We start from the raw sequence: 21,796 nt of genomic DNA, 5'->3' as shown, positions 1-21,796 counted from the left end.
TGAGTTATCCACAGGCAGAGAACCCCCTGTGGATAATGTCGTGTGGGTGTGATCAAAACATCTTTTGAGCCCATGATCCACATCTGGAACGGTAGAAATGAAACCGCGGCTTCCGTGGTGGTGTTCATGGGTTTGGGGTTTTGGTTGGGATTTCAACCGCGGGGCCTCTGCTAAAATGCAAGGCTGGGAGCTGATGGGGATGAGGGCCTATGACGTTATTGTGGTGGGCGGTGGGCATGCTGGGATCGAGGCAGCCTGGGCGGCAGCCAGGCTGGGCGCCAGGGTGGGTCTGGTCACCTCGAACCCTGAACGCATTGGTTTGATGCCCTGTAACCCTGCGGTGGGTGGGCCTGGTAAGAGCCAACTGGTGGCCGAAATAGAGGCCCTGGGTGGTTTGATGGGCAGGCTGGCCGATGCCACAGCCATCCACACCCGCGTGCTTAATCGTTCTAAAGGCCCTGCGGTTCAGAGCTTGCGCGTGCAGGTAGACCGGGATCTGTACGCCCTCGAGGCCCAGCGGGTGCTGCTGGGGCACCCTCAGATTGAGAGTGTGCGGGCTGAGGTGGCGGCGCTGTGGGTAGAACGAGGGCGGTTGTGCGGCGTACAAACTGTAGATGGGCGCAAGCTGCCGGCCCGGGCAGTGGTGGTAGCCAGCGGCACCTTTTTGCAGGGGGTGGTCTGGTACGGGCGGCAGTCCCGGCCTGCAGGGCGTCAGGGGGAGCCCCCTGCCCGCTTTCTCTCTGAAAGCTTGCGTGCTGTGGGTCACCGCTTGCTGCGATTTAAAACCGGTACCCCCCCCCGCATCCAGGCCGACTCGGTGGATTACCAGAAACTCGAGGTCGTCCCCGCAGACAACCCACCCGAAACCTTTTCCGGAGTGCCCGGCCCTCACGCAACGGCCCGCCCCACCTGGCAGACCCGCACGACCGCAGCCACCCACCGGTTGATTCAGGAAAACCTGCACCTATCACCACTATATGGTGGGGATATTGAAGGCATTGGGCCTCGCTACTGCCCCTCCATTGAGGACAAGGTGGTTCGCTTTTCCGACAAGGAAACGCATCTGCTTTTTGTGGAGCCCGATGGGCTTCACACCACAGAGCTGTACCTGCAGGGCTTTAGCTCTTCCCTACCCCCCGAGCTGCAGATACAGATGGTGCAGAGCCTACCGGGGTTTGAGCGGGCCGTGATTCAACGCTATGCCTATGCGGTGGAATACGATGCAGTAGACCCTTTGGAACTGACACCGGGCTTGCAGTCCCGTATGCTACCGGGGCTGTTTACTGCTGGGCAGCTCAACGGAACCTCAGGTTATGAGGAGGCCGCGGCCCAAGGCTTGCTGGCCGGATTGAATGCGGCGCGGTACGCGATGGGGCTGGAGGAGGCCCATCTACCTCGAGCCTCTGGCTATATCGGGGTGATGATAGACGACCTGGTTCATCGCGGGGTGGATGAACCCTATCGCATGATGACCTCGAGGGTGGAGCTGCGCCTGCTGTGCCGCTCGGATAATGCAGATGAACGCCTGGTGCCACTAGCGGCTGATTGGGGCCTGCGTTTGGCTGAAGACCTAAAAGCCGTACAGGCCAAGTATGCACGGGTTCAGGGCGAGCTGCTCCGCCTCCAGCGCAGCCGTATAGAGGGGGTCTCGGCATTGCAATACCTGCGGCGGCCCGAGGCCAGTTACGAACAGGTACTGCAGATGATTGGGTCGCCGGAAATGCCTCTTAGCAAGGCTGAGGCCTACCAGGTTGAAGTGCGGGCCAAGTACGCGGGTTATATGGAGCGGCAGGCCAGGTTGCGTGAAAAATTGAAGGAGCTCGAGGCCTACCGCCTACCGGCCGACCTCGATTATGCCTGCGTGCCCAGCCTTTCTAAGGAGGCTGTTGAAAAACTGGGACGGATCCGACCCCACTCGGTTGCTGAAGCCTCGAGGGTTCCTGGGATTCGCGATTCGGACATAACCGCACTCCTGGTGCATATCGCTAAAATGCCTGCTCCAGCCTGAATTCTCCGGTTGGGCTCGAGCCATGTTTCACGTTTTACATACCCCCACACATTGAACGACAGACACCCACTAATATGCAGATGACCGCAGCCGGAAAACAGATGTTGCTGCAAGCAGGGGCTGAGTTGGGGTTGGATCTAAGGCCCTACCTACCTCAATTTGCTTTATTCTTTGAACTGCTTACAACAGTCAACCAAAACCTCAACCTTACAGCCATCCGGGATGAAGAGGGCATCATATACAAGCACTTTGCGGACTCCCTATCTTGCCTGCGTTACGCTGGCTTTGCCAGCGGGCTATCAGTGATAGACGTCGGCACCGGGGCCGGGTTTCCTGGACTCCCGCTGGCGATTGTGCGATCCGACATCCAGTTCGATCTACTGGACGCCACTAAAAAGAAAATCGAGTTCGTGGCGAAAGTGGCGCAAACCCTCGCACTGGTAAACACACAGGCCCTCTGGGGACGCTCTGAGGAACTGGGCCGTCAGGTTGTAAAACGTGAAACATATGGGGCGGCCCTGACTCGAGCGGTGGCTTCACTGGCGACAGCCGCCGAGCTAACCTTGCCGCTGGTGCAGGTTGGTGGATTTGTACTGGTGCAGAAAGGTGCCGAAGTGGCACGCGAGCTGGCCGAGGGCCAAGGTGCAATACGCAAGCTTGGAGGGGTGCTGGAACAGGTACTGCACCTGAAGCTACCGGGTACGGGCGATACGCGGCATTTAATTATCCTGCGCAAGGTAGAACCCACACCGCCCCAATACCCCCGCAAGCCTGGGGTTCCTGCCAAAAATCCGTTATCCTAGTGGGCAAGGTGAAGCGCATCGGCATAGTTAATCAAAAAGGGGGGGTGGGAAAGACCACGACCGCTGTAAATTTATCAGCCTACCTGGCCAAGGCCGGTCAAAAGGTGCTGCTGGTTGACCTCGATCCCCAGGTCAATGCCACCTCGGGGATGGGTCAGGCTGTACCTGAGCGCAACATATATACTGTCTTGGTCGGCAATGATGACGCTCGAGACGCACTGCTGAGGGTGGCTGAAGGGCTGGATCTGCTTCCCTCGAGCCCCGATCTGGTGGGGGCTTCGGCCGAACTCATAGAAAACCCCACCCGACTGGCTGAGGTGTTGCAGCCGCTGGAGTCAGCCTACGACCTCATCCTGCTGGATGCCCCTCCCAGTTTGGGCCCTATTACCATCAACGTTTTGGCGGCTGCGGAGGGCCTGGTTGTTCCGGTGCAGGCCGAATACTATGCCCTCGAGGGCATTGCCGGCCTGATGGAAACTATTGAACAAGTGCGTACCAGCCTGAATCCGGCCTTGCGGCTTTTGGGCGTCCTGATTACCATGTACGATCCCCGCACCCTGCTATCCCAGCAGGTTGAGAGTAACATCCGAGCCAATCTAGGAGAGAAGGTGTTCTGGACTGTGATCCCGCGCAACGTGCGGTTGGCCGAAGCTCCCAGCTATGGCCAGGATATAGGTCAGTACGCACCGACCAGCAGCGGTGCCCATGCCTACCGACGCCTGGCCGAGGAGGTGATGCGTCGTGTCAAAGAAGCCTAGCGGTCTGGGAAAAGGATTGGAGGCCTTGCTACCCAAAACACCCGCCTCTCAAACCAAACTTCCCCTAGCCCTGATCAAGCCCAACCCTGCACAACCCCGGCGCCTGTTTGACCAAGAGGCACTGGAGGAGCTGGCCGCTTCGATCAGAGAGAAAGGGCTGTTACAGCCATTACTGGTGAGGCCGAAAGGGGATATGTACGAGCTGGTGGCTGGTGAGCGGCGTTATAAGGCCTCGCAAATGGCAGGGTTGCGCGAGGTGCCAGTTGTTATTAAAGACATCGGGGAGCGCGAGGCCCTGGAAATTGCCCTTATCGAAAACCTACAGCGTGAAGACCTAAACCCCATGGAGGAGGCTGAAGGCTACAAACGACTGGTGGACATGGGCATGACCCAGGAAGAGGTGGCCAAAGCGGTGGGTAAGGCTAGGGTGACGGTAACAAATGCCCTTAGGCTGCTCCAGCTGAGCCCAGAAATCAAGCAAGCCCTGGAAGAGAACAAAATTAGTGCAGGACATGCCAGAGCCCTTTTGATGTTGCCCGAGTCCAAGCGTAACTGGGGCTTATCGGAGGTGCTATCCAAACAACTGAGCGTACGCGAAACCGAGAGGCTCAAGGATAAACCTGCGGCCTCGAGCAGCCGCCATAAAGGCGAAGAGGCTTATGCCGAGATCGCACGCAACCTTTCGCGCCGACTGGGTACAAAAGTTCGCTTTACGAGCCTCAGAAAAGGGAAGATAGAGATTAGTTACCACTCTGAGGAAGAACTCACTGCAATCTTGCAGGCCCTGGGCTACGAGGGGTAATTCAAGGCAAGGGAATCCGTATGGCCCCCTCGATGTCGGTGCGTCGAATTTGTACGCCGTACTGGTTTAGGCGTTCTAGTACAGCCCTCGACGGATGACCATACGGATTATTTCCCACACCGATTAAGGCTAGCTTGGGACGGAAATGCTGCAATAGGTGATCACTGGTGCTGGTCTCAGAACCATGATGACCCACCTTTAGGATATCCACCCTCTCGGCAGACCAGCGCACCTCGGCTGAGACGGGCGCATCACCGGTAAAGAGTATCTTATGATTCTTATACTCCAACACGAAAACCAAACTGCGCTCGTTGTCCTCGAGCTCGTCACCTTGCGGCCCCAAGAAATGGAGGCGGGCTCCAGCCAGGGTTAGCTGGCTTCCCCTGCGCGCAAAAAAGACCGGGATTCCACGCTGGTGTGCAGCCAGGTGTAAGGCATCATCCAAGGCAACGCCCTGGGCCCTGGGCCCACTAACCAATGCACCAACTGGAAAATCCCGTATAACCTTCAACTGGGCCTCCACATGATCCCCATCGGGGTGGGTGGCGATGAGCAGATCGAGATCGTCCACACCCAAGGCCCGCAAGGCTTGTTCTAGCCGGGGATAAGCCCAGTCGCGCCCCCCATCCACTAAGATTTCTACCCTGCCGGGAAGGCGTAGCAGGATCGCATCGCCCTGGCCCACATCGAGCTGCCAGAGCTCGGCGCGGGGCGGGTAACTGGACAAGATGGAGGCCAGCGCGGCTGTGGCAGCAAGCCCCGTTGCATGCGGCCAGCGAAGACGACCATAAAGGCCTAGCAGTAATGGGAGAAGGCCAAGGTAGTACAGGATGAACCCTACAGGAGTTATCTCACCCCAGCGCAGCAAGGGGCCGTTGGACAGCCACCCAACCAGTCCCAGAACCAGCGAACCGAGAATCTCGGTGGGCCAGGCCAGCAAACCCCCCATCAGTAGCTTGAGAAAGCCTAGGGGAACCAGGAGGCTTAGCAAGGGCAGCACCAACAGATTTGCAACGGGAGAGATGAGCGGCAGTTGGTGGAAGTGATGGAGCAAGAGGGGAAGGATCAGAATTTGTGCTGCAAGGGTGACGCTAACCGAGGACCAGACCCACTGTTTCCAGCCCTCGAGCCTGGGCAGGTGCGGCAGCACCAGGGCCATGCCCAGCACGGCCAGATAGGAAAGCTGTGCCGAAAGGCTGAGCAGGGTACGCGGCTCGAGCAACAACTGAACGAATAAAGCCAGCGACAGAGCGGGTAAGACCGCTACCCGGCCGCGCCCCATAAACAGCCCCATCAACACAAAGCCCGCCATAATCACTGCCCGTACCAGCGAAGGCTGGGGCTCTACAAGCCACAGATACAGCAGCAATAAAAGCAAGGCTGCAGGGTAGCGCCACCTGCCCAGCGGATAGAGCAAGAGCACAAAAAAGCCGGTCAGGATTGCCACGTGTAAACCAGATAGGGCCAGGGTATGGGCCAGGCCGGCTTGCTGAAATGCCTCATAGGCCTCACCCAACTCGCGACGTTCCCCAAGGGTCAGGGCCGTGACCAGGGCGGCTACTGGAGCGGAGAGCCCGGCCACAAGCTGCTTTTGCAGCCATTGGTGGGGGCCTGCCGGTAAAGGCTCGTAATGCACAACCTGCCGAGCTCGTAATACTGCCGTAACCCCCAGGCCGCGCAGCCAGGTTTGCTGATCAAAGCCCCCGGGGTTGCGCTTGTTTGAGGGGCGCAGCAGGTGGCCTTCCAAAACGTAACGGCCATCCTGCAAATTGGGAAAGTAATGCACATATAAACGCCCTTGTGGGGTGTGTAAAAAACCCTCTCGAAGAGTGCCTTCGATCCGCACCCACTGTCCTATCTGGGAAGCCCAGGGATCCTGGGCTAAACCCAGGTGCAGGGTGACCAGAATGTAAGCTCCCAAACCAAGCCAGCGCGCAGACTGAGGGAGCCCAAGCCCTGCTAGCAGGCCCAGGAAGGCCCAGGGGGTTAGCTGGCTGAGAGCCCCCAGCAGGGCCCCAGCGCCCAGAGCCAGGGGGATCATAGGGTCACCAGGGGGCGCAGCCGCTCCAGTAGTTTGGGCCCGATTCCTTTAACGCGCTCGAGGTCCTCAAGCGTGCGGTAGGGGCGTCCTTCGATGATGCGCTGGGCTAGCGCCGGGCCAATTCCAGGCAGACTTTCGATCTCGGCTTGGCTGGCAGTGTTGAGGTTGACCTTTTGAACCTCGGGTAAAGCAGGGCCGGGTCTTAAAGTAGATGTGGCTTCCAGGCCCGGGGTGGATGGGGTATAGAACTGGGCTGGTGCGAATCGAACGGTTAGATTAGGCCACAAGCTCGCTAGCCCTAAGCCAAGTACCACCAGGATATAGGCTATGTTTAGCCAAAGCTTCATTGATTTTGGGAGCTGCGAATCCCGCCTTGACCCTAAGAAAATCCGCTCAGTAAGGCTCCGACAGGCGCCACTGAATGAGAGCAAGGGAGAGACCTACTGCAATTACCCCTAACGGAACCCAAATATCGCTGGTGCTTCCCATGTTGACCACTAGATATCCCCCTGTAACCCCTGCTGTAATAAGCGCCGAAACCTTTAGTAGCAGTGAAATCACACGCTGCGTTGAGGAAAGGCCTTTGCTTTGAACAGAAGCCTGGGGTGGTGGACTGGCCTCGCTCCGCGCCTCTGTAGCTGTAGGGGCGGGTGCGGGTGCGGCGGGGCTGGGCTTAGGCGAGCCTTCGTAGGCCCAGATGGAGTCGCTGGGTTCGTCGGGTAGGGTTTTGGCTGGTTCTGCGATGTTGAGCTGGTTGGAAAAGGCTGGCGCGGCCGGTGGTGTTTCCGGGGGTGTGGGGTAGATGGGTTGGGGCGTGGGGGGGCTGGAGGCTGGAGTACTGGCTTCGTGAGCGGCGTCCGATGCGGGTGGGGGTGGGGGTGTTTCTACCGACTCGACCACGCGAGGGGGCTCATCCACCTGGGTGGCCTCGGACTTGGCCTTGAGCACATGCCCTTTGAGCGACTCCAGAAAGAGCTTTAATTCATCTTTCTGGAAAGCGGCTGGGGCAATGGTCATGAGGACGCCCTGTTCGCTCATCACGTCTATAGTGCCGGTCTGCTTGTTTACGCTAATGCGCTTGATTATGGAAAGGCGCGAGCTCTGCGAGGTGTTATCATCTAGGTAGAACAATTCTCGGCTACTCAGGGCCAGAAGACCGCCAGGGCCTTCGAGCCGAGCAATGATGGGGGACTGGGTCAATTGCGAAAGACGCGCATCATATTTGCCCATATTTAGCAGTCTACAACATGCGCAGGCCGGCTCGCATTCATCCATCACGTGCAATTCGCTTGAAAGCGGTATAATCTTGACTCCCAGACACAAAAGCGGTTTGGGAATGAGCACCTCTAGCAGGGAGAGATGGCATGGTATTGGGCAAACCCTTGCTTTTAGGGCACCGAGGCGCCCCGCTACAGGCTAAGGAAAATACCCTCGAGTCCTTTCGACGTGCGTTCGAGGCCGGTCTGGACGGCCTCGAGCTCGATCTGCACCGCACCCGCGACGGGGTGCTGGTGGTGCACCACGACTTTGAGCTACAGGGCCGGCCCATTGCCGCGCTGGACTGGCCGACCTTGCAGCAACAAGCGCCCTGGCTGCCCCGGCTCGAGCAGGTCTTTGCGCTGGCCGAGGAGTTTCCGCAGGCCTGGCTCAACCTCGAGCTCAAAAGCCAGCCGGGCCCTTCAGACGGGCGCGAAGCCCTGCTGGCCCAGCACCTGCAGGCCTGGCCAGGCCGCGCGCGGGCCTGGGTAAGCAGCTTCGACCCACTGGCCCTGATCCGGCTGCACCGCTTGAAGGCGGGTGTACCGCTGGCCCTGCTCTATGCCGAGCCCGAGATGGAAGAACTGGTGCCCTGTCTGCCGGTGCAGGGGGTGCACCCGCTGAACACGCTTTTGAGCCGGGAAAAGGTGGAATACTTCAAGGCTCGAGGGCTGTTTGTGGTGACCTGGACGGTCAACCAGGCCGCAGTGGTGCGGGAGCTGCTGGGGTGGGGTGTGGACGGTGTGATCGGCGACCGACCGGAACAGCTACTGGCCGGTCGGGCTTGATCCGACCGGATTTTGCACCCAGTCTGGCCGCTTCTTGCGCTAGTCTTTTGGTATGCAAGGAGTGCAGTTCAAGCTAATTTCGGCTAACGATCCCGATATATTCCAGGAGCGCCTCAACCGCTTTGTGCAGAGCCTTCCGCTGGAGACGCTTCTGATAGATGTCAAATTCTCCACCTCCCAGAACGGGTCGCAAACCACCTACGCTGCCTTGGTGCAATACAAGTCGGTTGAGGAGTGGAAGGAGTAGGGGAGATCTAAGCCACCTGCAGGGCCTGCTCGATGCGCTGTAGGGCCAGGGGAATGTCTTCATCTTGCAGGTCGCGGTGGGTGACGAAGCGCACCCGGCTGGGCCCCATGGCGTTGGCCAGCACGCCCAGCCCGCGCAGGCGCTGGACGAAGGCCGGGGCCTGGGGTACTTGCACGTACACCATGTTGGTCTGCACGGTTTGCAGGTCTACCTCGAGGTGAAGCCGCAACAACCCCTCGGCCAGGGCCCGGGCCATCTGGTGGTCGCGGGCCAGGTGTTGGGGGCCTTCGGTCAGGGCCAGGATGCCCGCCGCGGCCAGCACCCCCGCCTGCCGCATACCGCCGCCCAGCAGTTTGCGGTAGCGCCAGGCCTCGGCGCGGTATTCCTTGGGCATCAGCAGGATGGAGCCTACCGGCGCCCCCAGGCCTTTGGACAGGCAGATGGAGACGGTGCGGAAGCCTTTAGCCAGCTCGAGCGGGGTGGTGTGGAGCGCCACGACTGCGTTGAAGAAGCGCGCCCCGTCCAGGTGGGTGGGCAGCCCGGCCTGTTCCGCCACCTGCTGAATGGCCCGCTGCACGGCGATGGGTACCACCGTGCCGCCCGCGGTGTTGTGGGTGTTTTCCAGGGCAATCAGGCCGGTGGGGGCCTGGTGCACCGAGGTGTGGATGGCGGCTCGCACGGCCTCGGGGTCGGGTATGCCGTAGGGGGCTTCCACCAGCCGGATGGTTCCGCCCGAGAGCACCGCCAGCGAGCCCGGCTCGTACTCGTAGATGTGGGCCCCTTTGGGGGCGATCACCTCCTGCCCGCGCTTGAGGTGCAGCATCAGGGCCACCTGGTTGGTCATGGTGCCGCTGGGCATGAAGAGGCCGGCCTCAAAGCCCAGCATCTCGGCGGCCAGGGCTTCGAGGCGGTTCACGGTGGGGTCTTCGCCGTACACGTCGTCGCCGACCTCGGCCTCGGCCATGGCCTTGCGCATGGCCGGGGTGGGCTGGGTTACGGTGTCGGAGCGGAGGTCGATGGTGCGCATAGGCCCTATACTACTGCTGAAAGCGGGGTAGTTATGGAACATCAGTCCTATGCCTATGGCAAGAACCACTGGGCTTTGGAGCCCGACCTCCCCAGCCTGCTGAACCGCTACTGGAAGGGTTGGACGGCGCACCAGTCCGAGCTCGAGCGCTTCGGGGCTTTGGCGGGGGGCGTGGCCTACCGCATCGCCGACCACGTGGACAAAGAGGCCCGCCCGGTGCTGGTGATGCACGACCTGAACGGCCAGCGCATTGACCGGGTGCGGCTATCCCCGGCCCAGGAGGCCCTCAACCGCGAACTCGCCGCCATGAACCGGGCCCCCTACCAGGGGGGAAGCTGGCACCTGCATTTCGCCCTGGGCTACCTGCTGGCCGACCCCGGCCTCTACTGCATCCAGACCATCACCAACGCCACCCTCTACGCCATCCACAAATACGCCCCCCAGTTCGCCCGCTGGAAGGAGGAGCTCCTGGCGGGCCGGGCTTTTGGTGCAACCTGGATGACCGAGGTGCAGGGCGGCTCCGACCTGGGGGCCAACCAGGTGCGGGCGGTGCCCGAGGGGGCGGTCTGGCGGCTGTGGGGCGATAAGTACTTCTCTAGCGGTGCGGGTTTGACCGATTATGCGATTGTCTCAGCCCGGCCTGAGGGCGCGCCGGCAGGGCCCAAGGGCATCGCGCTGTTTCTGGTGCCGCGGCTGGACAGCCAGGGCCAGCTCAACTACCGGGTGCGCCGGCTGAAAGACAAGCTCGCCACCCGCGCGGTGCCCTCGGGCGAGGTGGAGTTTGCAGGGGCCGAGGCCCACCTGATTGGGCGGGCCGAGGAGGGCATCTACTACATCCTGGAGACCCTGACCCTCTCGCGCCTGGCCAACGCAGCCGGGGCCATGGGGTTGGCTCGAAAGGCCCAGCTCGAGGCCCTCTTCCGGGTACAGGCGCGCCGGGCCTTCGGCAAAAAACTGGAGGAACACCCCCTCATCCGCCGCGACCTGACCGACCTGGCGGTGCGCATTGCCGGCGGCCTGGCCCTGACCTTCCGCGCGGTGGCGGCCTGGGACGAGGCCTGGCAGGAGACCCCACCCTACAGCCCCCGCTACCACTACGCCCGGCTGCTGGCCCACCTGGCCAAGGCCCGCACCGCCGAGCACGGCACCTACTGCACCCAGCTGGGCATGGAGCTTTTCGGCGGGGTGGGCTTCGTGGAGGACTTCGCCATCGCCCGCCTGGCCCGCGAGGCCCTGATCACGCCCATCTGGGAAGGCCCCGCCAACGTGCAGGCCCTGGACACCCTCGAGGTGCTCTTCCGCAAAGGCGCCGCCGAACCCTTCCTGGCCGAGTTTGGCGCCAAGCTCGAGGCCATACAAAGCGAGGAGGCCCGGCTGGCCCTGGCCCGTCTGCGCCATACCCTGGATTACCTACAAACCCTGTCCCCTGAAGAAGCCCAGTGGCACGCCAAAGAAGCCCTGCGCACCCTGGCCGATGCGGCCACCGTGGCCCTGCTCTACGAGCTAGGCAGCGAGCGCCACGCCAGGCTGGCGGCCCTGTATGCCCGTCACTTTTTGGCCCAGGAAGAATACCCGGCCTGGGCCATGCAAGAAGAAGCGCTGTGGCGGGTGGGCTTGGAACCCACGTCCGCCGCTTGAGGATTCAGTCCAGGGCCTCGAGCCGCACCGGGTTGGAGTGGAAGGTGGAACCCTCGCCCATGTCGGTCAGGTGTTCGCCGGTGAGCCAGTTGATGCCCTTGCCGTCCGGCGCGGGCTTTTCCCACCAGGTGCCCTCCAGCACCACCGTGCCCCGGATGGGGGCCTCGCTCACCCGCACCCGCCGCACCACCGAGCCGTGCTGGGAGCGCACCCGCATCCACGCGCCGTCCACCGCGCCAAAAGCCCGCGCGTCCTCGGGGTGTACCAGCAGGGTGGGCTCCCCCCCTTCGCCCTGCACCAGACGCTCGATGTGCCCGTAGGTGCTGTTCAGGAAGTGCTTGGCGGGGGGGGTCAGCAAAATGAGCGGGAACTCCGGGGTGGGCTCGGTCAGAATCACCTGTGGCGGGGGGTCGAACTGCACCTTGCCCGAAGGGGTGCCGGCCCGCTCGGTAAAGGGCTGGAAGCCGCGGGGAATGTTGAGCCGCAGGAAGCCCTCGGCCTTGAGACGCTCGAGGGTGATGCCCTTTAGCCAGGGATGGTCGGTGTCTAGAAGCGAGCGGGCCAGGGTCTCGGCATCCCAGTAGAGGGTGGGCTCGTCCAGGCCCAGCCGCCGGCCCAGTTCGGCAAAGACCCAGGTGTTGGGCCGGGCCTCGCCCTGGGGTGGCATCACCGCCTCATTCCAGGAGAGGTAGTAGTGGCCGTAGGCGGTGTAGAGGTCGGGGTGTTCTAGAAAGGTGGTGGCGGGCAGCACGTAGTCGGCGTAGCGGGTGGTCTCGGTGAGGGCCTGCTCGAGCACCACCGTAAACAGGTCTTCACGCTGCAGGCCCTTTTGCACCAGGTCGGAGCGCGGGGCCACCACCGCGGGGTTGGAGTTGAAGACGAACAGGGCCCGGATGGGCGGTTCCAGGGCGGTGAGGGCGCTGCCGATCTGGGTCATGTTGACCTGCCGGGGCGGGGTGGGCCGGGCGGCCAGCAGGTGGGCGCCCCCCAGGTAGCGGCGGTTGAGGGCAAAGGCCCCCGAGGTGGTGAGCAGGGCCCCGCCCCCCGGGTACTGCCAGGCCCCGGTAATGGCCGGTAGCAGAATCACCACCCGCAAAGCGCTGGCCCCGCCGGGGTGGCGGGTCAGGCCGTAGCTGGTGCGGATCAGGCTGGCCCTGGCCTGGGCGAACTCGAGGGCCAGCCGCTCCACCGTTTCGGCGGCTACCCCTGTGACGGCCTCCACCCTTTGCGGCGTCCATTCTTCTGCCACCTGCATAAAGGCCTCAAAGCCGGTGGTCATGCGGGTGATGTAGTCCACATCGTGCAGGCCAGCTTTCACGATGGCTCGAGCCATCCCATAGGCCAGGGCCGCATCGCTTCCAGGGCGAATCTTGATGTGTTCGTCGGCAAAGCGGCTGGTCAGGTTTTCGTAGGGGTCAATGTGCACGATGCGGGCCCCGTTCTGGCGGGCTTTTTTCAAAAACGGGGTCAGGTGGGTGTGGGTGTGCAGGCTATTGATGCCCCACAGCAGAATAAACCTGGCCTGGGGGACATCTTCCGGGTCTACCCCATAGCGGTCGCCGTAGCTCCTCACCCAGGCTTCCCGCCCCGCCGTCGCGCAGATGGTGGTCTGAAGCTCGCTGGCCCCAAGGGCCCGGAAAAAGGTGAGGGAATGCTCATACTGCATAAGCCCCATGGTGCCGGCGTAGTGGTAGGGGAGAACGGCCTCGGGGCCGTGCGCTTCAATCACCTGGCGCAGACGCCCGGCAATCTCGTCCAGCGCGGTTCCCCAGCTCACCCGCTCAAACCGTCCCTCGCCCTTTTTGCCCACCCGCCGCAGCGGGTAGAGCGGGCGCAGGGGGTGGTGGTTGCGCTCGGGGTAGCGGTAGGTCTTGACGCAGGCGAAGCCCTGGGTGATGGGGTGGCGCGGGTCGCCCTCAATTTTGAGCAGGGTGTTACTTTCCTCATCTATGCTGGCAATCAGTGAGCAGGCATCGGGGCAGTCCAGCGGGCAGGTGACGCGGGCTTTGCGCACAGTCATAAGAACCATGCTAAAAACCCGGATGGCGCCTGTCCATGCGGTGCTTACAATGCCTTAATGAAGGCTTTAGTTTTGGCCGACCAAAGTAGTCCTTATCACGCTGGGGGGGTGCTATTTTGCTATATCGGTAGTGCCAGCGCTGGTATCGAAACCCCAAAAGGAGGAACCATGCAGCGAGTCGTTCAAGCTCTAACCATGCTCACCCTGCTGGCCCTTACCCCGGCCCTGGCCCAGGGCAGCCGGCCCAGCTTCAAGCCAACCAGCTCTACCTTGGTGCTGCCGGTGGGGCAGGAGTTGAGCGATGAGGAGTTGGCGGAGGTGGAGGGACGGTGGCTTTGGGCCGCTATAGGTGCAGCAATGGGAGCTCACTCTGCCGTAAGTGATTGTGAATGTAGCGGTTGGCGAGCAGTAGGTGCAGCCGTAAGCGGTGCGGCGCTAGGCGTGGTAGGTGGAGCCAAAGGTGAGCTTGTGCAGGTTGCGTTTAATGCGGCGAAGGGGGTTGGTTCCAAGGTGGCCCAGGCAGCGATGGCAGGTGTGGGTGTTGGAACTGCATGGAGCACCGAAGTGGGTGTGCAAGCGGTAGGTAGGGCTTGGAATTCCAATAGATAGTTTTGTGAAAGAAACGGTTGCCCCCAAACGGGGACAACCAGATGGGGCTGGAGGATCTGATTCGGATGCTAAAAAAGCTCAGCAGACTATTTCCAGTATTTCACATCATCGGGTTCATCCTGATAATCAGTTGGGGATCTACCACATTCAACCCATATGTGGATGACAAAACTTTTGATTGGACGCTTGGGGAAGTGCTGGTTAAAGTCAGTACTCTTTTGGTTGGCTACTATTTTGCGCACATTCTCACCTTTATCAACCGTGGCTCATTCAAGGGATATCCTGAGTACCGGGCGTTGTTCGGGCCGAGTCCGGCACCATCTCAGAGTCGGGGGCTGGTGGCTGGGGTGCTGCTGGCGATTTTGGTATGGGTCGCCGCAATCTTGATATACGTTTGGGGAAACAGCTTGGTGGGAGATGATTTAGACATAGACATAATATTGACAGACATAATAGCGACATCGTTGATGGTTTTACTGGGCCTGTTTCTGGATTGGCGATTCAACCAGTTTGAGGCCTCACGACAGTTGATGCGGATATGACGCCATGCTAGCGACAGATGCTGCTTGGAGTTGTAGAGAAGGCTGCTCGGCAAGGGAGGTTGTAGTAAAGGTCGCGACGGGCGCTCTGTCGGGAGCTTTCTTTGCTGGAAAAGCCGAAGTAATAGAAAAAGCTATGGCAGGAGGTGCGAAAGCCGTAGCTCACATCATTAATGGTGTAGGCTACGGTGCTGTGCAAGAGGGCATTGGCGCTTACAAGGAACCCCAAAGATGAATAAAACCCAAACTCATGGGAGCAAGTGTGCCAAATCACCTGGTGGGATTCGCCAACTCTGGCACGATCCCGCCAATCAATGGTTGCTCAAGACCTTGCTGCTTATATTTGGTGTGGGTTTTGTTGTGACCAAGGAAATTGCTGCGGGTCTAACTGGGTTGTTTTCGAAGGTATATTTTGCCCACGCGATTGCATTCGCGTTTGAGACGAACGACGGATTAGTGATAAAGATACTGCAATGCTTTTCGTGTATCGCGAACACCAAGTAAAAAGAGCTCCTTTGTAATGCTATCATCGATTCTGGCTCTATTCATTGCAGATGTTGTGGTTGGCTGGCTGGTGTTAGTGTTTCTAAGAAACACGCCTCCGACATTGCAGACTTTCTCTTGGCACATCTCTATTATGACTATGCTGATTTTTATTGCTCTTTTGGTGGATGGTCTCAAGTGCCATTTTGAGGGTGCTCGATATCTGCTCGGCCAACGCCTACTTACATCTGACCAAGTTACGGAGGAACCATGCAGCGAGTCGTTCAAGTCCTAACCATACTCACCCTGCTGGCCCTTGCCCCGGCCCTGGCCCAGGGCAGCCAGCCCAGCTTCAAGCCAACCAGCTCTACCCTGGTGTTGCCGGTGGGGCAGGAGTTGAGTGATGCAGAGTTGAGCCAGATAGAGGGGAAGTGGGTAAACTTTCTTATAGGTGTCGGAGTTAGTGTTGCAGCGGGCTACATCGAGCGTAGCATCTCAGGTGAGCCAACTACGGTGCGAGATGTCCTCAGGGATGCAGCCATTGGAGTTGCTTCGGGAGTCGTTGGGGGTGCGGCAGGAAGATTGTCGAAAGCTGCAGGCGATAACCTTTGGCATGTTCCAAGAAATGATGGTTCACTTGTAGGTGGTGCTGCTAGCGGGCTGGCTGGGGGTGCTGCCAGCGGTGTTGCAAACAGGCTTGAGAAGAATAAGTAGGTATTCCGTGGGTAGAAAATCTGACAATGCCACAACACGATTCGAGGAAGGCATGCCTCCAAAGAAAGTCCTGAACGAAAGCACTTTTTTGTGGAAGGTATACACGATCTTCGTAGCCCTAACTATTTCAGGTGTTCAGATATACACCTTCTTAATCCTCAATTGGAATTTTTTTGCTTCAGTCGGTTTATCTTTGTTTTTGCTAGCGATTATTCTTTCTTTCACACATGTCGACTGGGCACGGATTCGATATGTATTGCGTAGAAAACAGCGTAAGTAAGACGAGATGCACAAGATTCTAACGGCGCAACCAACCGATAACCACATACATCTCCTAGGGGTAACCTACTTTGAGATATAGACTCCCTCTTCTGTCGTACACATTTCTTGCCAGTCTAGCCGGCCATGCGCTGGCTGGGCTGGCTTTCGCATTGCTTGGCTCCCAGAGCTTTGAAAATGTTATTTATGGCAACCTGGACACTATTTTGCTCGTTTCCACTGTTATCGCGCTTACCCTTACTCTCACGTCCCAGGGCCTAAACCCGACCGTCTTCTTTCCTGCATGGCGGAGAAATGTTTTTAGCTTACTGGTGGGTATTTTTGCCGGACTGGTGCTGGCGGTTTATTTTCGGGAGGAGTTTGGTCTTGCATGCATTCCCACATATTTAGCCGCTATGCTAGTGACTACTTTACTAGCCACAGTGGCTTCCAAGGGCTTGCTTGGCCTTATTCGGGAAAGGGACATAGCTATCTAAAAAAATGAGGGGATCTGTCGAAAGTCTTCGTGATTACATCAGGCTGACATTTATAGGCTACGCCATCTCGAAAGTTTTGTTCGGGAGGCCCGCCGATTGGAACACTGTTGTGCTGATGTCTGTTTTGCATGGGCTCATTTTGTGGGTGGGGGAAACCTTCTTTGGGAAAAAGTAAAGCATGAACCGTAACTTCCTGATACTTCTGTTTTTCCTGTTTTGTGTTCATGGCCTGGCGCAGCCCACACCGTATCGGGTGTCACGATACCAGGGTGTGGTAGGGCAGACCGACTGGTTTACCTGTGGCCCGGCGGCGGTGGCTACGCTGCTGCGCCACTACTACGACCGGGCGGATGTGGACGAGGCCCGGGTGCTGGAACTGGCCTTGCAGGCCATGCAGAAAAACGAGGTGGAGGTGCGGCAGGTGGGCATCCACGCCCTGGCGCTGCGCCAGGCCATGCAGGCCCTGGGCATAGAGAGCCGGGGTTTTCGGCTGAGCCTAGAACAGCTCAGGGACTATTTCGAACGCGGCGGTTTACCGGTGATTTTGCACACCACCCAGCCCGAACCCCACTACGTGGTGGCGGTGGGGGTGGTGGAGGGGCAGGTGATGCTGGCTGACCCGAGCTGGGGTCGGCGGCTCCTTCCGTTGGAGGGGCTACTGTCGGAAAAGGGCTTTAGCGGGGTGGTGCTGGTGCCGCTGCCGGAAGAGCGGGCGGCGGGGCTGGCTAAAGCTCGCCAGGCCCAGGCCCTGGAATGGGCGCAAGCCCGGTTGGGGCATCTGCGCGGCCTGGTGCGGGGGCTGCCATGAGAAGGCTCTGGGGTGTGTTGCTTGTTTTGAGCGGGCTGGCACTGGCGCAATCCCAACCCATAGACTCGCTGGTGCGGCCCCAGGATAGGCCGGGCCAGCTTCGTTACAGTCTTGCCCTACGCTATGCCCCCTTGCAGACCTCTGGGCTAGGGGAGGAGGCCGAGCGGGGGATTTTTGCATTTACGCGGGTGGAGCACGGGTTGCTCTTGTCGGGCGCGCTCGAGCTTACCCTGGACGCCACCTGGAAGGCTTTTGTGGGCTTGTCACCAGAGATGGTGTACTTTCAGACTGAGCGGCGTTTTGCCCAGGAGCTCGAGCGCCTGGGCGGGTATGAGCTGGCCTTGGGCGGGCTGCTGGGTTTGGAAGCCCGGCTGCCGGGGTGGGGTGGGCTCGAGCCCCGCGTTGCAATAGCGCTGGGCTATCCCTGGGCTTTGCAGTACAGCCTTTCCCTCAGCCTGATTCGCGATCCCGTGGTCTTGGTGGCTCAGATGAGCCTCAACGATGCCTTGAATGAGCGGCCCACCCAGCTATCCTTCACGCTGGGAACGGGTTTCGTGGCTAATGAACGGATCAGCATGCAGCTCGCAGGCGAGCTGGGGCTGAGCCTCGAGCCCCTGATTCTCCCCAGTGCTGGACTCCGCCTCAAAACCACCTACACCCTCGAGGCCCGCTCCGAACAGCAGCTTGCCAGCCTGTTGAGCCTCCAGGCCACCGGGGAGCAGCTACGGCTTGGGTGGGGGCTCGATCTAGGCGGCATCCTGCGATAATGAAAGGGTGCAAGGCCGCCGCTGGCTGATTTATGCCACCCTGCTCCTCTGGCTCCCGCTGGTCATGGCGGGGGGCTCCTGGCTGCTTGCTCGCAGCGTGGCGGCCCCGCTTTTTATCGCCTACCTGAGCCTGTTTTGCCTGGTGGTTTCGCTGGGGCTGTTCTGGGTGGGGGTTGTGCAACTGCTGCGCCGGCGGCTGCGGGTGGCCGATTTGCTCTGGCTGGGGCTGTATGGGGCGGGGGCCGGGCTATACGCCGCACTGGTTGCACTCCTCAGGCCGTAGTGTTCGCGGCGGGGTGATGGGATATGATTTGCGCTATCTGAGCGCGGTGCATCCGCGGCCCGATTCCAAACTCAAACCGGAGGACTTTGATGGCAGAGCAGTTGGACGTAAACCGCCCTTTACGGGTAGCAGTCATTGGTGCGGGGCCCTCGGGCATCTATGCTGCCGAGGCTCTGATCAAACAGGGTGAGGTGGCGGTCTCGGTGGATGTCTTCGACCGGCTGCCCACCCCCTATGGCCTGGTGCGCTATGGGGTGGCCCCCGATCACCAGACCATCAAGTCGGTGACCAAGGTGATGCAGAAGGTGCTGCAAGACCCACGGGTGCGGTTTTTGGGCAACGTCGAGTATGGCCGCGACCTCACCTACGCCGACCTAAAGCGCCACTACGATGCGGTGGTCTACACGGTGGGGGCCTCCAGCGACCGTCACCTGAACATCCCCGGTGAGGAGCTACCGGGCAGCCTTTCGGCCACCGAGTTTGTGGCCTGGTACAACGGCCACCCCGACTACCAGAACCTGGACATCCGGCTGGATGGGCAGGGGGTGGCGGTGGTGGGTATGGGCAATGTGGCGGTGGACGTGACCCGCATCCTGGCTAAGACAGCGGAAGAGCTGGGCCGAACCGACATTGCCGACCATGCCCTGCCGGTGCTGGCCCAGAGTCAGGTGACCGATATCTACATGCTGGGGCGGCGGGGGCCGGCCCAGGCCAAGTTCACCACCAAGGAGCTGCGCGAGCTGGGCGAACTTCTCAACGCCGATGTGCTGGTCAGGCCGGAGGAACTCGAGCTCGACGAAAAAAGCGCGGCCTCCATCGCCCACGATCCGGCCCTGCTCAAAAACCTCGAGGTGCTGCGGGAGTTCGCGGCCCGACCCCTTAGCGGCAAGCCCCGCCGGATCCACATCCGCTTTTTTGTCTCACCGGTGGCGATCTTGGGCGAGGGCCGGGTGCAGAAAATTCGCCTGGAGAAAAACCGCCTGGACGAGAACCTGAACGCGGTGGGCACGGGCCAGTTCGAGGAGCTCGAGGTGGGGATGGTGTTGCGCTCGGTGGGCTACAAGGGCGTGCCCCTGCCCGAGGTGCCCTTCGACAGCCGCAAGGGGGTCATCCCCAACCAGGGCGGGCGGGTCTTGCGCGAGGGCCAGGTGGCGCTGGGCGAGTACACCGCCGGCTGGATCAAGCGCGGCCCCAGCGGGGTGATCGGCACCAACAAGGCCGATGCCACCGAGACCATCAAGCTGCTGTTGGAGGATGCCCCCAGCCTGCCTTTGGCCCCCGAACCCAGCCCTGAGGCGGTCACCCAGCTATTGCAGTTGCGCGGGGTGCGGTATGTGACCCTCGAGCACTGGCTCAAGCTCGACCAGCACGAATGCGCCCAGGGGCAGGCCCAGGGCCGCCCGCGGGTCAAGGTGACCAGCATAGCGAAGATGCTCGAGCTGGCCCAGGGTTAAACGAGGCCCTGGGGTGATGGTTATCTCGCCGGCCCGCCTACGAGCCTGTTTTCAAGGGTATGGCAAACCCCAAAAGCGCGCCGCCCTCCGGGGATCGGCCGGCCATGACCTGACCCCCATGCCAGCGCACAACGGCCTCCACTAGAGCCAGCCCCAGTCCGCTGCCGGCGCTTCGACGCCCACGGTAAAAACGCTGGAAAATGTGGGGAATTTGCTCGGGCTCGAGGCCGGGCCCCTGGTCGTGGATCTCCAGGTGGGCCTGCTGCTGCTGGGCGTACACCCGGAGGCTGGCCCGCCCCCCACCGTGGTGCAGGGCGTTTTCCAGCAGGGCCCGGATGGCCGCCCGCAAGGCAGTTTCATCCCCGGATACCACGACCGGTTCCTCGGGCAGGAACCAGTCCAGCCGGATAAAGGCCGCCCGCATCCGCTCAGACTCCTCAAAGGCCAGGGCATCCAGGGAAACAGGGCGTTTTTCCAGGATGCCGGCATCGGCCCGGGCCAGGTGGAGCAGGGACTCTACCAGATCCAGCAGATCCCGCAAACTTTTCTGGGCTTCTAAAAGCTCTGGCTTAACCGGATCGGGGGCCTGGCTTAGGGCCCGCTCAATGCGGCCGCTCAAGATGGCCAGCGGGGTGCGCAGGGCATGGGCGGCGTCCTGGGTGAAGCGACGCTCGCTCTGGATGACCTCGCCCAACGCGGCAAGCAGGCTATTAATGGCGCGCACAAAGCGCCACACCTCGTCGCGGCTTCTGGGCTCGAGCAGGCTGGAGCTCCATAGGCGCTGTTCGGCCAGGGTCATGGCCTGACGGGTGAGTCGATCCAGTGGGTGCAGGCCGCGACCCAAAAGGAAATAAGCCCCTACCATGGTTCCCAGGGAGGCCAGAGGAATAATCCATAGGAGCAGGCGGCTTAGAAAGGTCAGGCTTTCTTGTACGGGCTCGAGGGGGAGGGCCGCGCGAAGCAGCAGGCCGTCTGCGAGAGGGCGGGTGTGTATCCGATAGACAGAGGATTTTCCCTGGGCCAGCTCCTCCAGTAGCCTGGGGGCGGGTGGACGGCCAAAGGCGTCCAGTAAGGTGCCGCTTTCGTCCACCAGTAGCAGCACCAGACCCGGGAGTAGCTGGGGTAAAACCGGCAGGCCCCGCTCTGGAACAAAGCGTGAACTGCCGTCCTCGGGGTCGGGGCCCAGAAGGGTGAGCGCAATATCTGTGGCGCGCTCGAGCTGGCTGTCCAGCCGGCGGAGCAGGCTGGCCTCGAGGCCCCACCTGAGCAGAACCCCACTCGCCAGGAAGCCGGCGGTGGTCACCACCATCACCAGCAAGGTCAGGCGCAGGCGCAGGCTCATCCCAGAAAACGGTAGCCCAGATTGCGCACGGTTTCTATAGCCTCCGGCGAGAGCTTGCGCCGCAGGTAGCGCACATAGGTGTCCACCGTACGCGGGTCTATGGCGGCCTCTCCGGGCCAGACTTTCTCCATAAGGGCCTCGCGGGAAAAATAACCCTCGGCGTGGAGGGCCAGGAACTCCAGGAGGGCATACTCCCGACCGGACAGGTGTACCGACTGCCCGTCCCACCAGGCCCTTTTTAGCTCCATATCCAGCTCCAGTCGACCCACCTTAAAGCGGTTGGTAGGCTCCCCTCGAGCCCGCCGCAAAAGGGCTCTGATCCGGGCTACCAGCTCCTCGGGGTGGAAGGGCTTGACCAGGTAGTCGTCAGCGCCGGCTTCCAGGCCTTTTACCCGGTCGGCCAGGCCATCCCGGGCAGTTAGAATCAGCACGGGCATCTTCTCGCCTCGAGCCCGGAGCGATTGCAATAGCTCGATGCCGTCCCCATCTGGAAGGCCCAGATCCAAAACCACCAGGTCGTAAGGGAAGCTTTGCAGCAGGCCATCGGCGCTGGCCATATCCTCGGCCAGATCCACCGCAAATCCCTGACCGCTGAGGGTGTCTTGCAACAACCGGCCCAGCCCGGTGTGATCTTCTACCAACAAAAGCCGCAT

The 21,796-nt window shown here is 60.9% G+C and carries 20 protein-coding genes; 13 read left to right on the top strand and 7 right to left on the bottom strand.

The window, feature by feature from the left end:
- Nucleotides 1–199: 199 nt before the first annotated feature.
- The 4 genes from mnmG (at nt 200) to MRUB_RS15350 (ending at nt 4,371) form a co-directional block, all read left to right on the top strand.
- Nucleotides 200–2,008, top strand: coding sequence for a tRNA uridine-5-carboxymethylaminomethyl(34) synthesis enzyme MnmG (gene mnmG, locus MRUB_RS15365; RefSeq protein WP_041654092.1), 1,809 nt, complete (start codon nt 200–202; stop codon nt 2,006–2,008).
- 74 nt (nt 2,009–2,082) lie between these two features.
- On the top strand, nt 2,083–2,811 hold the full coding sequence (gene rsmG / locus MRUB_RS15360) for a 16S rRNA (guanine(527)-N(7))-methyltransferase RsmG (RefSeq protein ID WP_013015293.1): 729 nt from the start codon (nt 2,083–2,085) through the stop codon (nt 2,809–2,811).
- Nucleotides 2,805–3,569 carry a ParA family protein gene (locus MRUB_RS15355; protein ID WP_036198776.1) on the top strand — a complete coding sequence of 255 codons (765 nt, stop codon included), beginning with the start codon at nt 2,805–2,807 and terminating at the stop codon, nt 3,567–3,569. Before rsmG ends, MRUB_RS15355 begins: the two co-directional genes overlap by 7 nt.
- Entirely contained in the window at nt 3,553–4,371 is an 819-nt protein-coding gene (locus MRUB_RS15350) for a ParB/RepB/Spo0J family partition protein (protein ID WP_013015291.1), read from the top strand. The genes MRUB_RS15355 and MRUB_RS15350 overlap by 17 nt, the downstream gene beginning before the upstream one ends.
- A gap of 1 nt (nt 4,372) precedes the next feature.
- Here MRUB_RS15350 and MRUB_RS15345 read toward each other — a convergent pair whose 3' ends face one another.
- Genes MRUB_RS15345 through MRUB_RS15335 form a run of 3 tightly spaced genes read right to left on the bottom strand, consistent with a single transcriptional unit; the run spans nt 4,373 to nt 7,543 of the window.
- The gene (locus MRUB_RS15345; RefSeq protein ID WP_013015290.1) at nt 4,373–6,412 is read right to left on the bottom strand and encodes a DNA internalization-related competence protein ComEC/Rec2; all 2,040 of its coding nucleotides are present in this window, start codon (nt 6,410–6,412) and stop codon (nt 4,373–4,375) included.
- The gene (locus MRUB_RS15340) at nt 6,409–6,759 is read right to left on the bottom strand and encodes a helix-hairpin-helix domain-containing protein (protein WP_013015289.1); all 351 of its coding nucleotides are present in this window, start codon (nt 6,757–6,759) and stop codon (nt 6,409–6,411) included. The genes MRUB_RS15345 and MRUB_RS15340 overlap by 4 nt, the downstream gene beginning before the upstream one ends.
- A gap of 46 nt (nt 6,760–6,805) precedes the next feature.
- Nucleotides 6,806–7,543, bottom strand: a complete 738-nt coding sequence (locus MRUB_RS15335; RefSeq protein ID WP_156113845.1) for a hypothetical protein — start codon at nt 7,541–7,543, stop codon at nt 6,806–6,808.
- Nucleotides 7,544–7,776: 233 nt separating this feature from the next.
- On the opposite strand from MRUB_RS15335, the gene MRUB_RS15330 reads away from it, so the two are divergent.
- A complete protein-coding gene (locus tag MRUB_RS15330; RefSeq protein ID WP_013015287.1) occupies nt 7,777–8,457 on the top strand; it encodes a glycerophosphodiester phosphodiesterase in 681 nt (226 codons plus the stop codon).
- A 52-nt stretch (nt 8,458–8,509) separates the two neighbouring features.
- Nucleotides 8,510–8,704 (top strand): hypothetical protein, encoded by a 195-nt coding sequence (locus MRUB_RS15325; protein WP_013015286.1) that lies wholly within the window; start codon nt 8,510–8,512, stop codon nt 8,702–8,704.
- Between the two features lie 7 nt (nt 8,705–8,711).
- On the opposite strand, the gene MRUB_RS15320 is transcribed toward MRUB_RS15325, so the two are convergent.
- The gene (locus MRUB_RS15320) at nt 8,712–9,731 is read right to left on the bottom strand and encodes a threonine aldolase family protein (RefSeq protein ID WP_013015285.1); all 1,020 of its coding nucleotides are present in this window, start codon (nt 9,729–9,731) and stop codon (nt 8,712–8,714) included.
- Between the two features lie 33 nt (nt 9,732–9,764).
- Here MRUB_RS15320 and MRUB_RS15315 point away from each other — a divergent pair, with 33 nt between their 5' ends.
- Complete coding sequence (locus tag MRUB_RS15315; RefSeq protein WP_013015284.1) at nt 9,765–11,369, top strand: acyl-CoA dehydrogenase family protein; 1,605 nt, start codon at nt 9,765–9,767, stop codon at nt 11,367–11,369.
- 4 nt (nt 11,370–11,373) lie between these two features.
- Here MRUB_RS15315 and MRUB_RS15310 read toward each other — a convergent pair whose 3' ends face one another.
- Nucleotides 11,374–13,389: a molybdopterin-containing oxidoreductase family protein gene (locus MRUB_RS15310; protein ID WP_015586602.1), complete on the bottom strand. Its 2,016-nt coding sequence runs from the start codon at nt 13,387–13,389 to the stop codon at nt 11,374–11,376.
- Between the two features lie 650 nt (nt 13,390–14,039).
- Between MRUB_RS15310 and MRUB_RS15305 the strand changes: the two genes are divergently transcribed.
- From MRUB_RS15305 to MRUB_RS15265, 6 genes are all read left to right on the top strand, one after another.
- Complete coding sequence (locus MRUB_RS15305; protein ID WP_013015282.1) at nt 14,040–14,540, top strand: hypothetical protein; 501 nt, start codon at nt 14,040–14,042, stop codon at nt 14,538–14,540.
- Nucleotides 14,541–15,290: 750 nt separating this feature from the next.
- Nucleotides 15,291–15,734: a hypothetical protein gene (locus MRUB_RS15875; RefSeq protein WP_156113847.1), complete on the top strand. Its 444-nt coding sequence runs from the start codon at nt 15,291–15,293 to the stop codon at nt 15,732–15,734.
- Between the two features lie 933 nt (nt 15,735–16,667).
- Nucleotides 16,668–17,297 carry a C39 family peptidase gene (locus MRUB_RS15280; RefSeq protein WP_013015280.1) on the top strand — a complete coding sequence of 210 codons (630 nt, stop codon included), beginning with the start codon at nt 16,668–16,670 and terminating at the stop codon, nt 17,295–17,297.
- Nucleotides 17,294–18,064, top strand: a complete 771-nt coding sequence (locus MRUB_RS15275) for a hypothetical protein (protein ID WP_013015279.1) — start codon at nt 17,294–17,296, stop codon at nt 18,062–18,064. Before MRUB_RS15280 ends, MRUB_RS15275 begins: the two co-directional genes overlap by 4 nt.
- 7 nt (nt 18,065–18,071) lie before the next feature.
- A complete protein-coding gene (locus MRUB_RS15270) occupies nt 18,072–18,347 on the top strand; it encodes a hypothetical protein (RefSeq protein ID WP_013015278.1) in 276 nt (91 codons plus the stop codon).
- Nucleotides 18,348–18,436: 89 nt separating this feature from the next.
- Nucleotides 18,437–19,801 carry an FAD-dependent oxidoreductase gene (locus tag MRUB_RS15265; RefSeq protein ID WP_013015277.1) on the top strand — a complete coding sequence of 455 codons (1,365 nt, stop codon included), beginning with the start codon at nt 18,437–18,439 and terminating at the stop codon, nt 19,799–19,801.
- A 37-nt stretch (nt 19,802–19,838) separates the two neighbouring features.
- Here MRUB_RS15265 and MRUB_RS15260 read toward each other — a convergent pair whose 3' ends face one another.
- Complete coding sequence (locus tag MRUB_RS15260; RefSeq protein WP_013015276.1) at nt 19,839–21,143, bottom strand: sensor histidine kinase; 1,305 nt, start codon at nt 21,141–21,143, stop codon at nt 19,839–19,841.
- Nucleotides 21,140–21,796, bottom strand: coding sequence for a response regulator transcription factor (locus tag MRUB_RS15255; RefSeq protein WP_013015275.1), 657 nt, complete (start codon nt 21,794–21,796; stop codon nt 21,140–21,142). The genes MRUB_RS15260 and MRUB_RS15255 overlap by 4 nt, the downstream gene beginning before the upstream one ends.

Source organism: Meiothermus ruber DSM 1279 (assembly GCF_000024425.1).
Lineage (GTDB): Bacteria > Deinococcota > Deinococci > Deinococcales > Thermaceae > Meiothermus > Meiothermus ruber.
The sequence above is the reverse complement of the archived record's forward strand: the minus strand, read 5'-3'. Positions and strand labels throughout refer to the sequence as shown.